Annotated in this window: 7 protein-coding genes; all 7 read left to right on the top strand. The window is 69.4% G+C overall.

Going from position 1 to position 15155, the window contains the following annotated elements:
* The first annotated feature begins 36 nt into the window (after positions 1–36).
* The 7 genes from ACZ60X_RS27090 (at position 37) to ACZ60X_RS27060 (ending at position 15044) form a co-directional block, all read left to right on the top strand.
* Positions 37–1689, top strand: coding sequence for a glycoside hydrolase family 27 protein (locus ACZ60X_RS27090; RefSeq protein ID WP_469603497.1), 1653 nt, complete (start codon positions 37–39; stop codon positions 1687–1689).
* 65 nt (positions 1690–1754) lie between these two features.
* Entirely contained in the window at positions 1755–3311 is a 1557-nt protein-coding gene (locus ACZ60X_RS27085; protein ID WP_469603494.1) for an arabinofuranosidase catalytic domain-containing protein, read from the top strand.
* A gap of 153 nt (positions 3312–3464) precedes the next feature.
* Positions 3465–5306 (top strand): RICIN domain-containing protein, encoded by a 1842-nt coding sequence (locus ACZ60X_RS27080; RefSeq protein ID WP_469603491.1) that lies wholly within the window; start codon positions 3465–3467, stop codon positions 5304–5306.
* Between the two features lie 78 nt (positions 5307–5384).
* Positions 5385–7793: a ricin-type beta-trefoil lectin domain protein gene (locus ACZ60X_RS27075; protein ID WP_469603489.1), complete on the top strand. Its 2409-nt coding sequence runs from the start codon at positions 5385–5387 to the stop codon at positions 7791–7793.
* 62 nt (positions 7794–7855) lie between these two features.
* Positions 7856–9838: an alpha-L-fucosidase gene (locus tag ACZ60X_RS27070; RefSeq protein ID WP_469603487.1), complete on the top strand. Its 1983-nt coding sequence runs from the start codon at positions 7856–7858 to the stop codon at positions 9836–9838.
* A 74-nt stretch (positions 9839–9912) separates the two neighbouring features.
* On the top strand, positions 9913–11262 hold the full coding sequence (locus ACZ60X_RS27065; RefSeq protein WP_469603485.1) for a ricin-type beta-trefoil lectin domain protein: 1350 nt from the start codon (positions 9913–9915) through the stop codon (positions 11260–11262).
* Between the two features lie 173 nt (positions 11263–11435).
* Complete coding sequence (locus ACZ60X_RS27060; RefSeq protein WP_469603482.1) at positions 11436–15044, top strand: glycoside hydrolase family 3 C-terminal domain-containing protein; 3609 nt, start codon at positions 11436–11438, stop codon at positions 15042–15044.
* The last annotated feature ends 111 nt before the right edge of the window (positions 15045–15155 follow it).

Raw genomic sequence — 15155 nt, 5'->3', positions numbered from 1 at the left:
CAGCTCCTCCCGACTCGGCCCAGGAGTAGATGACCTATGCCCACGACCACCGCGAGAGCCAAGCGCCTTCGGCCGCTGCCCCCGTTGCCGTCCCTGCGCAGGACCCTGGCGCTCATGTTCTCGGCCGTGCTGCTCGCCGTGACCGTCCCCCTCCTCTCCCTCGCCACGGCGCAGTCCGCCGCCGCGCTCGGCAACGGCCTCGCACCGACCCCGCAGATGGGCTTCAACGACTGGAACGCGTACGGCTGCGACGTCTCCGAGTCGCTGATCAAGTCCACCGCGCAGGCGATGCACACCAACGGCATGCAGGCGGCGGGCTACTCGTACGTCAACATCGACGACTGCTGGATGACGCACAGCCGCGACTCCGGCGGCCACCTGGTGCCGGATCCGGCCAAGTTCCCCGACGGGATCAAGGGCACCGCGGACTACGTGCACTCGCTGGGGCTGAAGCTGGGTATCTACGAGGACGCGGGCACCGCGACCTGTGCGGGATACCCGGGCAGCCTGGGGCACGAGACCACGGACGCGCAGTCGTTCGCGTCGTGGGGCGTCGACTACCTGAAGTACGACAACTGCAACAACACCGGGGTTCCGGCGCGGACCCGGTACACCGCGATGCGGGACGCCCTGGCGGCCACCGGCCGGCCGATCCTGTTCAGCCTGTGCAACTGGGGCCAGGAGGACGTGTGGACCTGGGGCGCGGGCGTGGGCAACAGCTGGCGGACCACCGGGGACATCAACGCGAGCTTCTCAAGCATGCTGTCGATCTTCCACAGCAACGTGGCACTGGCCTCCTACGCCGGCCCCGGCCACTGGAACGACCCCGACATGCTGGAGGTCGGCAACGGCTCGCTGACCGCCACCGAGAGCCGCAGCGAGTTCAGTCTGTGGGCGGAGATGGCCGCGCCGCTGATCGCGGGCACCAACATACCCTCGGCCAGTGCGGGCACGTTGTCCATCCTGACCAACTCCCGGGTGATCGCGGTCGACCAGGACCCCCTGGGCAGGCAGGGCACCATGGTGTCGTCCTCGGGCGGCCTGGACGTGCTGGCCAAGCCGCTCGCGAACGGGGACGTGTCGGTGGCACTGTTCAACGAGACGGGCTCGACGGCGACCATTACCACCACCGCGGCCGCGATCGGGAAGACCGGGGCGTCCGCCTACACCCTGACCGAGCTGTGGTCGGGGGCGTCCTCGACCACCTCCGGCACCATCAGCGCCTCGGTACCGGCGCACGGCACGGTGATGTACCGGGTCGCGGGCGGCACAAGCAGCGGCGGCGGCACCGGCGCGACCGGGGAGCTGCACGCGGTGGGTGCGGGCAAGTGCCTGGACGTACCGAACTCGACCACGACCGCGGGTGCCCAGGTGGAGATCTGGAGCTGCAACGGCGGGGTCAACCAGACCTGGACGCACTCCGCCTCCGACCAGCTCACGGTCTACTCCGGCAGCGGCCAGATGTGCCTGGACGCCTACGACAACCAGACGACCCCCGGGACGAAGGTGGAGATCTGGCCGTGCAACGGCCAGACCAACCAGCAGTGGACGCTGAACGCCGACGGCACGATCACCGGCGTCCAGTCGGGCCTGTGCCTGGACGTCACCGGAGGAGCCACGGCTGACGGAACCCTCGCCGAGCTGTGGACCTGCAACGGCGGCAGCGGCCAGCGGTGGACGCTGGGCTGAGCCCCTCCCATCGGTCACCGGCAGCTTCGGCGCCGCCGCGCGGCGCCGCCCCAGAGGAGATCTCCATGCTCAGATCAGCAACCGCGCGCCCGCGCGGGCGATTCCCAGCCATGCTCCTGCTCGTCCTGTCGATGGTCGTGGCCGCGTTCGGCGTACCGGCGTTCGCCGCATCCCCGCCGCCCGCCACGACCGCTGCCGCCCATCCGGCGGCCCGGCCGGCGAGCGCCTCAGCGGCTGCCGCGGCCGACGCGTCGCTCCCGTGCGACATCTACGCCGCGGGCGGTACGCCGTGCGTGACGGCGCACTCCACGACCAGGGCGCTCTTCGCGTCGTACAACGGGCCGCTGTACCAGATCCAGCGGGCCTCCGACCACAGCTACCGCGACATAGGACTGCTCAGCGCCGGCGGGTACGCCGACGCCGCGTCCCAGATCTCCTTCTGCTCGGGCACGTCGTGCACCATCACGAAGATCTACGACCAGACCGCCAGGCACAACGACCTGCCGGTCTCCTGGGGCGGCTTCTGGAAGGGCCCAGGACCCAACGGATCCGACGTCGGGGCGAACGCCATGGCCCTGCCGGTGACCGCGGCCGGCCACCAGGTCTTCGGCGTCAAGGTCACTCCCGGCGTCGGCTACCGGCTCGACCACGCGAGCGGCGTGGCCACCGGATCCCAGCCCGAGGGCATCTACATGGTGACATCGTCGAACTACACCAACCAGTGGTGCTGCTTCGACTACGGCAGCGGGGAGAACTCCCACACCGACACCGGCAACGCCACCATGAACGCCGTCTACTGGGGCAACGCCTGCTGGTTCAACGGATGTACCGGCAGCGGTCCGTGGGTCGAGGCCGACCTGGAGAACGGCATGTACCACACCAACACGGGCTCCAACCACGATCCGGGCAACCCCGGTGTCCACTACCCCTTCGTCAGCGCCTGGGAGAAGAACAACGGCACCAGCAACTTCACCCTCAAATACGGCAACGGCACCAGCGGCGGCCTGACCACCACCTTCTCCGGCCCCCTGCCGAACGGCTACTCACCGATGAAGGTCGACAGCTCGGTCCTGCTCGGCACCGGGGGCGACAACAGCAACTCGGGACAAGGCGAGTTCTTCGAAGGCGCGATGACAGCGGGCTATCCCTCCGACGCCACCGAGAACGCCGTGCAGGCCAGCATCACCGCCGCCGGCTACGGGGTGGGAAGCGGTGGCGGCCCGAGCACGACGGGCGCGCTGCGGGCGGTGGGTGCGGGCAGGTGTCTGGAGGTGCCGGGTGCCGCCACGACGCCGGGGACGCAGACGCAGATCCGGGACTGCTCCGGCGCGGCGAACCAGACCTGGTCCCGGACCGCGTCCCAGGAGCTCACCGTGTACTCCGGCGGCAGCCGCCTGTGCCTGGACGCCTCGAACCAGGGCACCAGCCCCGGCACCAAGGCCATCGTCTGGACCTGCAACGGCCAGAGCAACCAGCAGTGGAACCTCAACGCCGACGGCACCGTCACCAGCGCCCAGTCCGGCCTGTGCCTGGACGTCACGGGCGCCGCCACCGCCAACGGCACCCCCGTTGAACTGTGGACCTGCAACGGCCAGTCCAACCAGCAATGGTCGCTGAGCTGACCAGGTGAGGCACCCGCGCTCGACTCCGGGGCGGCATTCCGTCGCCGCCCCGGCACGTCGCCGTGCCCTGTACCCCTACCGCCCACTACGGGAGCCGGCCCCCGTCCAGCACGCGCGCCGCAGCACAGCGGCGCCCAACCGCAGGAGGATCGGATGAGGACGAGAGCGAGACCCGGCCGTCCGGCACTGGTGGCCGGCATCGTGCTGGCACTCGTGCTGCCGCTGCTGTCGGCGGCCGTCGGCCACGCCGCCCCGGTCAAGTCACTGAGCGTGCACCTCGCGTCGACGCGGGGGCCGTCGACCGGCGTGGGGGAGGGGTTCCTCTACGGGATCACCGAGGACGGCAGCCAGCCGGCGGACCAGTTCCTCCAGCCGCTGGGGATCAACGCGTTCCGCGGCGGCGGATGGTTCTCCGGCGGCTGGATCAGGGACGGCTACCGGTACGGCTCCGCCACCCGGGCCGACGTCGACTCGATCACCGCGCAGGCGAAACGGCTCACCCGGCCGCCCTACCACGCGCAGTACCAGGTGCTGGTCAGCGACATCTACGGCGCGAACGGCGGCCAGCCGTCGAACACGACGTACCCGTGCGACCACGGCGACTGCTCGAACTGGATCAGCTTCATCGACTCCACGGTGGGAGCGCTGCAGGCTTCGGGGCTGACGTTCGCCTACGACATCTGGAACGAGCCGGACATCTCCGTCTTCTGGACCCGGGGTGTGAACAGCGCCCAGTACTTCCAGATGTGGGACACCGCCTACCGGGAGATCCGGCGCATCGCCCCCGGGGCGCAGATCGTGGGGCCTTCACTCGCTTTCACCCCGCAGGGCAACCCGGGTGAATGGCGGACCTGGCTCGCGCACGTGAAGGCGGCCGGGACGGTGCCGGACATGATCACCAACCACGACGAGGGCGACGTCGACGACCCGGTCACCGTCGCGCAGAGCCTGAACAGCGCCCTGACCGCGGCGGGCATCGGTCCGCTGCCGCTGTCCGCGAACGAGTACCAGCCGGCCGACCGGCAGACCGCCGGGGTGACGGCCTGGTACCTGGCCCGGTTCGCGCAGTCCGGGTACGCCAACGCGATGCGCGGCAACTGGGTCTGCTGCGTCACCCCGAACCTGACGGGGGTCCTGACCCAGAGCGGGGGCAGTTGGCAGCCGACCGGCAACTGGTGGGCGCTTCGGGACTACGCCGACATGACCGGCACCCTCGTGGACACCTCCGGCCAGGTCGGCTCGACGGCGGTGTCGGCCTCCGAGGACTCCTCCGCCAAGCGCGCGGTGGCCGTCATCGGTGACTCCGACGGGTACACCGGCGCCGCGTCCGTCACCTTCGACGGACTGTCGTCCGTGCCCTGGCTGGCGAACGCCGGCAGCGTTCACGTCACCGTGCACCGCATCCCGGACCAGGCGCCGCTCGCCGCCCCGCAGACCGTGTACGACCAGAACGTGAGTGCTTCGGGCGGCTCGATCACCGTGCCGTTCACGTTCCAGGGCGCGCACGACGCGTTCTCCGTCCATCTGACACCGGCCTCGTCCGACGGTGGGGGTGGCGGGGGCTTCCCGGACGGCTACCACCAGCTCGTGGTGGCCGGCGACAACCTGTGCCTGGACGTGTACGGCAACTCCGGCAGCGCCGGCGCCGCGATCGACCAGTGGACCTGCAACGGGCAGGGCAACCAGCGGTTCCAGTTCGTCCCGGCCTCGGGCGGCTACGGCGAACTGCGGGCCCAGAACTCCGGGCAGGACGTGGCGGTCGCCGGCAGCTCCACGACGGCTGGCACGCCGGACATCGTCCAGCAGGCCCCCGGCACAGCCACCAACGCCCTGTGGCTGCCCGTGCGCCAGTCCGACGGCTCCTACTCGTTCCAGAACCGGAACAGCGGTCTGTGCCTGGACGTGCACGGCGCCGGCAGCAACACAGGCCAGCAACTGGACCAGTGGCCGTGCAAGAACGCTCCCGGTACCAACCAGGACTTCGTCCTGCGCTGACCGCACCGCCACCAGGTCCTGTGGCCGGATCCGTCACACCGGCCACGGGCCCCTCCGACCTGCGAAAGGAACCCCACCGTGTCAGCATTCAGCCGGTTATTCCGGCGCCTGCGTGCCTCGACGGCCGTGCTCACGGGCCTCGTCCTGGCCGCGGGCGGGCTTGTCGGCGCGGGCGCCGTTCCGGCCCATGCCGCCACCTCCATCACGATCAACGGCGCGTCCGGCGGCCGCACCTTCGACGGTGTCGGAGCGATCAGCGGCGGCGGCGGCAACAGCAGACTCCTGATCGACTACCCCGAGCCGCAACGCGGCCAGATCCTGGACTACCTGTTCACGCCCGGCTACGGCGCCTCCCTGCAGATCCTCAAGGCCGAGATCGGCGGTGACACCAACTCCACCTCGGGGGCCGAGCCCAGTCACCAGCACACCCGGTCCGACCTGAACTGCAATCGGGGCTATGAATGGTGGCTGATGGAGCAGGCCAAAGCGCGCAACCCGGACATCAAGCTGTACGGGCTCGCGTGGGGCGCACCCGGCTGGATCGGCGGCGGGAGCTTCTGGTCCACCGACATGGTCAACTACCTGCTCTCGTGGCTCGGTTGCGCCAAACAGCACGGGCTGAGCATCGACTACCTCGGCGGGTGGAACGAGCGGGGCTACAACGTCTCCTGGTACGAGCAGTTGCGCAGCGCGCTCAACAGCAACGGCTACGGCAACGTCAAGATCGTCGCGGCCGACTCCGACTGGTCCGTGGCGAACGACGTCGACTCCAACCCGGCGTTCGCCGCAGCGGTGAACGTCATCGGCACCCACTACCCCTGCGGCTACCGTTCGTCCCAGTCCACCTGCTCGGTGCCGTCGGCCGCCACGTCGTCCGGCAAGCAGCTGTGGGCAAGTGAGAACGGCTCGGACGACTACAACGCGGGAGCGCCGGCCGTGGCCCGCGGTATCAACCGCGGATACATCGACGGCCGGATGACGGCGTACCTCAACTGGCCGGTGGTCGCCGCGATCACACCGAACCTGCCGTACCCCACCATGGGGCTCGCCCTGGCCTCGCAGCCGTGGTCCGGGCACTACGCGATCGGCAAGAACGCCTGGGTGATGGCACAGACCAGCCAGTTCACCGCCCCGGGTTGGCATTACCTCGACGCCTCCAGCGGCTACATCGGCGGCAACCGGAACAACGGCAGCTACGTCTCGCTGAAGTCCACGAACAACTCCGACTACTCCACGGTCATCGAGACGATGGACGCCGGCAGTGCCCAGACGCTGAACTTCGACGTCACCGGAGGGCTGTCCGGCGGAACCGTCCACGTCTGGTCGACCGACGTCAACTCCGGCAACCCGGCCGACTACCTCGTGCACACCACGGACATCACCCCGTCCGGCGGCGGCTTCAGCCTCACCGTGCAGCCCCACCGCGTCTACACCCTGACCACCACGACCGGACAGGGCAAGGGCACCGCCACCGGTCCCGCCCAGGGCACGATGAGCCTGCCGTACCGCGACTCCTTCGACGGCTACGCCACCGGCACCGAGGCGAAGTACCTCATGGACTGGCAGGGCGCCTTCGAGGCGGTGCGCTGCGGCGGCGGCCGCAGCGGCACGTGCGTGCGCCAGATGAGCCCGCAGAAACCGATCACCTGGGACGCGCTGTCCGATCCGCACGCCCTGCTCGGCGATGTGAGCTGGAGCAACTACACCGTCTCGTCCGACGTCATGCTCGAACAGCCGGGATACGCCGAGCTGCTCGGCCGCGCCAACGCCCAGGACTACGGCAGCACCGGCGGCCTGAACGCCTACCACCTGCGGGTGAGCGACACCGGAGCCTGGTCGATCCTGAGCTCCGGCACCAACGGAAACGTCTCCGCGCTCGCCCACGGCACGACCGCGGCGCTGGGCACCAACCGGTGGCACTCCCTGGCCCTCACCTTCTCCGGCACGACCGTCAGCGCCGTCATCGACGGTTCCACGGTCGGTTCCGTGAACGACCGCACCTGGGCCGGTGGCCAGGTCGGCTACGCGACCAGCCAGGGTGAGACGGCGCAGTTCGACAACCTGTCCATCACGCCTGGCAGCGGCGGAAGCGGCGGCGGCACGATCGGTGCGATCGTCGGGATCGGCTCCGGCCGGTGCGTGGACGTGCCGAACCAGTCGCAGACAGCCGGCACCCAGGTGGAGCTGTGGGACTGCAACGGCGGCACCAACCAGCAGTGGACCAGTACCTCGGCCGGTGAGCTGCGGGTCTACGGCGGCGACTGCCTGGACGCCGCGGGCAGCGGCACCAGCCCCGGTACCAAGGTGGACATCCGGACCTGCGACGGCGGCAGCAACCAGCAGTGGAAGACCAACGCCGACGGCACGATCACCGGTGTCCAGTCCGGCCTGTGCCTGGACGCCACCGGCGCGGGAACGGCCAACGGCACCCTGCTGGAGCTGTGGGCCTGCAACGGCAACACCAACCAGCAGTGGACCCGCAGTTGATCAGGTGACCGGCTGACCGTCCTCCCGAGCCACCCCGTCAATTCCTCTGAGAGGCCCCGCACATGACTTCCTCCTCCCTCCCGATCAGCCGGCGCCGCCTGCTCGCGGCGGCCGGCGCGGCCACGGCCGTCGGCCTGCTGCGGTTCGCCCCGGAAGCCGCCGCGACCGACGGGCCCGGCAGCTACACCGCGAGCTGGCCGTCCGTGGATCAGCACCCCCCGGCTCCGGCCTGGTTCCAGGATGCCAAGTTCGGCATCTACTACCACTGGGGCGTCTTCAGCGTCCCCGCGTTCGGCAACGAGTGGTATCCGCGCAACATGTACATCGGCGGCTCGGCCGAGAACCAGCACCACATCGCCACCTACGGCGATCCCTCGGTATGGCCGTACGACAACTTCATCGACGGCGCCCGCGACAAGGCCGGCAACCACGTGCAGTTCGCCCCGAAACTCGCCTCCCAGGGCGGCAACTGGGACCCGAACGCCTGGGCACGGCTGTTCAAGGCCGCCGGCGCGAGGTTCGCCGGCCCGGTCGCCGAACACCACGACGGCTTCTCCATGTGGAACAGCCGCTCCAACCCGTGGAACTCGGTCCAACGCGGTCCCAGACTCGACCTCGTGGGACTGCACGCGCAGGCCATCCGCGGGCAGGGGCTGAAGTTCATGGCCTCGCTGCACCACGCCTACCACTTCAACGGCTACTACGACCACGTGCCCTACCAGTCGGACCCGACGCTGCGCATCCTCTTCGGCCAGCAGGGCTCGGCCGCCGAGAACCAGCTCTGGTACGACAAGCTCATCGAGGTCATCGACGGCTACCAGCCGGACCTGGTGTGGCAGGACTTCGACCTGGGCCTGGTGCAGGAGTCCTACCGCCTCCAGTTCCTCGCGCACTACTACAACCAGGCGGTCTCCTGGAACAAGGACGTGGTCGCGACCTACAAGGACGGCCTCGACAACAAGGGCGAGGTCTTCGACTTCGAGCGCGGCGGCCCGGCAGGGCTGCTCACCCCCTACTGGCTGACCGACGACAGCATCTCCTCCTCCAGCTGGTGCTACACGGTGGGCATCGGCTACTACTCGACGCAGGCACTGCTGCACTCGCTGATCGACCGGGTGAGCAAGGGCGGCAGCATGCTGCTGAACATCGCCCCGATGGCCGACGGCACCATCCCCTCCGGGCAGCAGTCGATCCTGCTCGGCATGGGCGACTGGCTCGGCCGCTTCGGAGAGGCGATCTACGCCACCCGCTCCTGGAGCAGCTACGGCGAGGGCCCCACCAAGATGGGCGGAGGCGCGTTCAGCGGACCGGTCGCCGGCACACCCAAGGACATCCGCTTCACCCGCAGCCAGGACAACAAGGTCCTCTATGCCACCGCGCTGGGCTGGCAGGGCGGAACCATGACCATCACGACGCTCAACTCGAACCAGATCAACCTCAGCAGCCTGACGAACGCCAAACTGCTGGACAACACCGCCGGCACCTACATCGACCTGCCCGCACCGGTCCAGGACGCTTCCGGCCTGCACATAGCCATGCCCTCGTCCAACGCGCCGTTCAGCGCGCTGGCGTACACAGTCAAGCTCACCTTCTCCGGTGCGATCCCCGTCCTGGGCGCACCGGGCGGCTCCACCACCTGGGTCAAGATCGCCAACGTGACGAGCGGGCTGGTGCTCGACAGCGGGGGCAACGTCGCCTCCGGCTCCAACCTCAAGCAGTGGAACTACGACGGGAGCACCAACCTCCAGTGGCAGCTCATCGACCTCGGCAACGGCTACTACCGCATCGTGAACCGCACCAACGGCATGGCCGTCGACAGCTGGGGCAACTCCGCCAACGGCGCGCCCGCCCGGCAAGAAGCGTGGAACGGCGGCAACAACCAGCAGTGGTCGCTGAGCAGCCTCGGTGACAACCGCTACCAGATCATCAACCGGGGCACCGGCACCGCCCTCGACGGCAGCGGCAGCACCACGGTCGGCTCCACCACCGTGATGTGGACGCCGAACTCCAGCACCAACAACGAATGGACCATCACCGGCGTCTGAACCGGGCGGCGACCGGTACTTCGTGTCCACCCCCCTCACGGAAGAAGGAGTGTATGAAACACAAACCACTCTTAATGTCGATCGCGGCTGCGCTGCTTCTCGTCCTGTCAGCTGCGGGCACCTCGTTCAGCAGTGGTCGTGCCACGCCCGCGCCGGCCACGAAGACCGCCGCCACGAAGACCGCCGCCACGAAGACCGCCGCGGCGGCGACCGCCGGATGCGGCAAGGCGCCGGCACTGACGAGCGGCACCCACACGATTCAGAGCGGCGGCCAGACCCGCAGTTACATCCTCCGGGTCCCTGCCGGCTACGACAACAACCACCCCTACCGGCTGGTCTTCGGTTTCCACTGGCGGGGTGGCACGGCGGGCGACGTCGACTCGGGCGGAACGGACGGGTACAACTGGTCCTACTACGGGCTGCGGCGCCTGGCGGACGCGAACAACGGCACGATCTTCGTCGCTCCCCAGGGCAATGGCAACGGCTGGGCCAACCCCGGCGGCCAGGACGTGGCCTTCGTGGACGCCATGGTCAGCCAGATCGAGGCAGGTCTGTGCGTCGACACGACCCAGTTGTTCTCGGCCGGTTTCAGTTACGGGGGCGCGATGTCGTACGCCCTCGCCTGCTCCCGGGCGACGGTCTTCCGCGCCGTCGCGGTCTACTCCGGCGCGAACCTCAGCGGGTGCAGCGGCGGCTCTCAGCCCATCGCCTACATGGGTCTGCACGGCATCAGGGACAACGTGCTGCCCATCTCGTCGGGACGGCAACTGCGCGACACCTTCGTCCGGAACAACGGCTGCACCCCCCAGAACCCGCCCGAGCCGGCCTACGGAAGCCTGACGCACATCATCACCACCTACTCCGGATGCAGGTCCGGCTACCCGGTCGTCTGGGCCGCGTTCGACGGAGCGGGCCACGACCCCGGTCCCATCGACGGCTCCACCGGTGACGGCTGGCGCACCTGGACGTCGGCAGCGGTGTGGCAGTTCTTCACCCAGTTCGACTCGAACCAGCCGCCGCCACCGCCACCGCCCTCCGGCAACCAGGAGATCGTCGGCCAGCAGTCGGGGCGCTGCCTCGACATCAACAACTCCACGACCGCCAACGGCACACAGGCACAACTGTGGGACTGCAACGGCGGCTCCAACCAGCGGTGGACCTACTCCGCCGGCAAGCAACTGGTGGTCTACGGCAACAAGTGCCTGGGCGTCGGCCAGTCCGCCGGCAGCGGCACCCCGGCGGCGATCTGGGACTGCAGCGGGCAGGCGGACCAGCAATGGAACGTCAATCCCGACGGCACGATCACAGCGGTGCAGTCGGGGCTCTGTCTGGACGCCGACGGCCAGGGGACCGGCAACGGGACGAAGGTCCAGCTGTGGACCTGCACGGGCGGAGCCAACCAGCACTGGCACCTGCAGAACTGACACACCGGGGCCACGCACGGCACCGTGCGGGCCTGGCCCCGCAGACGAACCGAAGTGCCAACCGCAGCCGCTCGGAGCCGCCCCCTCGGGGCGCGGCTCCGAGCGGCTGCTCCCCGACGAGGCGCAAGGAGAGTGCGATGCCCAGAACCCACACACCCTTACTACGCGCGGCGATGGCGGCCGTGTGCTCCCTCGGCCTGCTCGGCGCGGTCGGCGACACGGCCCATGCCGGTCCGCGGTCCGCGGTCCGGGCATCCCCGCCCATCTATCTCGACACCTCCTACTCGTTCCCGGAGCGGGCCGCGGACCTGGTCTCGCGGATGTCGCTGGACGAGAAGATCCAGCAGCTGCACACCAACAGCGCGCCGGCCGTCCCACGGCTCGGCGTGCAGCAGTACACGTACTGGAGCGAGGGACAGCACGGCATCAACGCCCTGTTCGCCAACACCCACCACGGCTCGGTGACCGGCGGCGTGCACGCCACCAGCTTCCCCACCAACTTCGCCGCATCCATGTCCTGGGACGAGGACCTGATGTACAGGGAGACGACGGCGATCTCGGACGAGGCCCGAGGACTGCTGGACAAGTCGCTGTGGGGAACCGGGCAGAACAACCTCGGGCCCTCGAAGGACGACTACGGAATGCTCACCTACTGGGCGCCGACGGTCAACCTCGACCGTGACCCGCGGTGGGGCCGCACCGACGAGGCGTTCGGCGAGGACCCGTACCTCACGGGGCAGATGGCGGACGCGTTCGTGAACGGCTACCAGGGCCAGAATCCCGACGGCAGCCCGCAGAGCACGTACCTGAAGGTCGCCTCGACCGCGAAGCACTACGCGCTCAACAACGTCGAGCAGGACCGCACCGGCATCAGTTCGAACGTCCCGGACGACGACCTGTACGACTACTACACCGCACAGTTCAAGAGCCTGATCGAGAAGTCGCATGTCGCGGGCCTGATGACGTCGTACAACGCGATCAACGGCACACCGTCGGCGGCCAACACGTACACCACCAACCAGATCGCGCAGCGCACGTACGGCTTCGGCGGGTACATCACCTCCGACTGCGGCGCGGTCGGCACCACGTACCAGTCCTTCCCCGCCGGCCACGACTGGGCGCCGCCCGGCTGGAGCACCGACCACAACGGCGCCAACTCGACCTGGACCAATACCGCGACCGGTCAGAAGGTGTCCGGGGCGGCCGGCGGCCAGGCCTACGCCCTGCGCGCGGGAACCAACGTCAACTGCACGGGTGCGGAGGCCACCTCACCCAACCTCGAGCAGGCGATCAAGGCCGGTGTCCTCAGCGAAGGCGTCATCGACAGCGCGCTGGTGCACCTGTTCACCGTCCGGATGCGAACCGGTGAGTTCGACCCGGTGGACCGGCAGCCGTACACGAAGATCACCAAAGACGTCATCGAGTCACCGGCCCACCAGGCCCTGGCACGGACCGTCGCCGACAACGCCCTCGTCCTGCTGCAGAACAAGAAGGTCGCGGCCACCGGCAGGCCGCTGTTGCCCGCCGACCCGGCCAAGCTGAACAAGGTGGTCATCGTCGGCGACCAGGCCGGGAAGGTTACTCTCGGCGGCTACTCGGGCGATCCCACCAGGAAGGTGGACGCCGTCCAGGGCATCACGGCCCAGGTCAAGGCGGCCAACCCCGACGCGCAGGTCGTCCACGACGCCGCCGGCACCTCCAGCACCGCGACCGGTGCGGCGACGCTGAGCGCCCGGACCCAGGCCGACATCAAGAGTGCCGACCTGGTGGTCGTCGCGGTCGGCACCGACGACGCCACGGCAGGCGAGGGGAAGGACCGCGGGGGGCTGGTCCTGCCCGGCAACTACGGCAGCCTCATCGACCAGGTCACCGCCCTGGGCAACCCGAAGACGGTGCTGGACATCCAGTCCGACGGGCCGGTCGCCATCGAGCCCTACCGCGCCAAGGTGTCCTCGATCGTCTTCGCCGGCTACAACGGCGAGAGCCAGGGCGACGCCCTCGCCGACGTCCTGTTCGGCAAGCAGAACCCGGGCGGGCACCTGAACTTCACCTGGTACAAGGACGACTCCCAGCTGCCCGCCATCTCCGACTACGACCTCGAGCCCAGCGCGACCGGCGGTCTGGGCCGCACCTACCAGTACTTCACGGGCAAGCCGACCTACCCCTTCGGCTACGGCCTGAGCTACACCACCTTCGCCTACTCCCACATCCGCGCCGACCGCTCCTCCGTGAACGCCGACGGGACGGTCAACGTCCGCTTCGACGTCACCAACACCGGCACCGTGCCCGGGACCACCGTCGCCCAGCTCTACGCGGCCACCGACTTCACGGTCAGGGACCGCGAACTGCCGAGGAAGCGCCTCGTCGGCTTCAAGAAGACCCAGGTCCTCCGGCCCGGCGCCACCCAGCACGTCACCCTGCGCGTCCGGGTCCCCGACCTCGCCTTCCACGACGGCCGGAAGGCCAGGCAGGTCGTCCACGACGGCACCTACCGCTTCGAGGTGGGCGCCGACTCCGCCGCCACCGCCGGATCCGCCCGGGTCACCGTGCACGGCAGTCTCACCCCGCATGTGAAGTACGTGACCGTACAGCCCGAGGCCGTGGTCTACCGTGCGGGCGACACCATGGACCTCACCGCCCGCAACCGGTGGATCAAGGACGACACCGACCGCACGGCCCAGCCCGGGCGCAACCTGAAGGTCACCGCCGAGCACGTCGTGGAGGCGGTCAACGACGACGGCTCCTTCCTGGACCTGTCCAGGACCAAGGTCCGCTACAGCAGCAGCGACCCCTCCGTCGCCACCGTCAGCAGTAAGGGGCTGGTCACCGCAGTGGGCAACGGCGTGGCCACCATTCGTGCGACCGTGCACGGCGTCACCGGTTCCGCGGTGATCCGCGTCCACCACACCCTGGCCCTCTCCGCCGCACCGATCGTCAAGTCCGGCGCCTCCCTCGCGGCGACCACCACCTACACCAACACCGGCCCGACCGCCCTGCCGAACGCCTCGGTCACTCTGCACGTGCCCGACCGCTGGAGGGCCGCCCCGACCTCACCGGCCACCTTCCGGAGCATCCCGGCCGGCGTCTCGGTCAAGACCACCTGGATGGTCACGCCGCCGGCCGGCGTCAAGCCCGGCACCTACACCCTCGCCGCGTCGGCCGACTACCGCGGCGCCCGGGCCAGCGACGACGCGGCGGGCCAACTCTTCGTCCCCTACTCCTCCATCAGCGACATCACCAAGAACATCGGCATCAGCGACGATGCCACGCCCGGCGGCGGCGATCTCGACGGCGGTGGTCAGAGCCTGTCCCAGCAAGCCCTCGCCGCCCAGGGGATCACGTCCGGCGGCACCATCACCCACGACGGACTGACCTTCACCTGGCCGACCACCGGCACCGGCAAGCCGGACAACATCGTGGCCGGCGGCCAGACCGTCCCCTTCACCGCAATCGGCACCAAGCTCGGCTTCCTCGGCACCGCCGACTACGGCAACGCCTCCGGCACCGGCCTGATCACCTACACCGACGGCACCACCCAGAGCTACACCCTGGCCTTCGCCGACTGGTGGAGCAACAGTGCGGCCGACGGCAGCGACATCCTCGCCACCACCGACTACATCAACGGCAGCAGCGGCAAGGTCCAGCAGAAAGTCAGCGTGTACGCCGCCACCGTGCCGCTCCAGGCAGGCAAGACCGTTGCCTACCTGACCCTGCCGAACGCAGGCTCCGACGCCGTGTCGGGCCAAGTGGCCATGCACATCTTCGCCACAGCCATCGGCTGACCACCCGTCCCGGACGGGCGCCGGACCCTGCGGCGCCCGCCCGGCGTCCCCGGGGGCCAGGGCCGGCGGCGTACCACAAGCCCATACCGATCACCGGAAACGAGCTTCATT

It is taken from the genome of Streptomyces sp. NPDC104106 (genome assembly GCF_055584345.1).
Note: the sequence above shows the minus strand (reverse complement) of the source record. Positions and strands in the feature narration are given on the sequence as shown.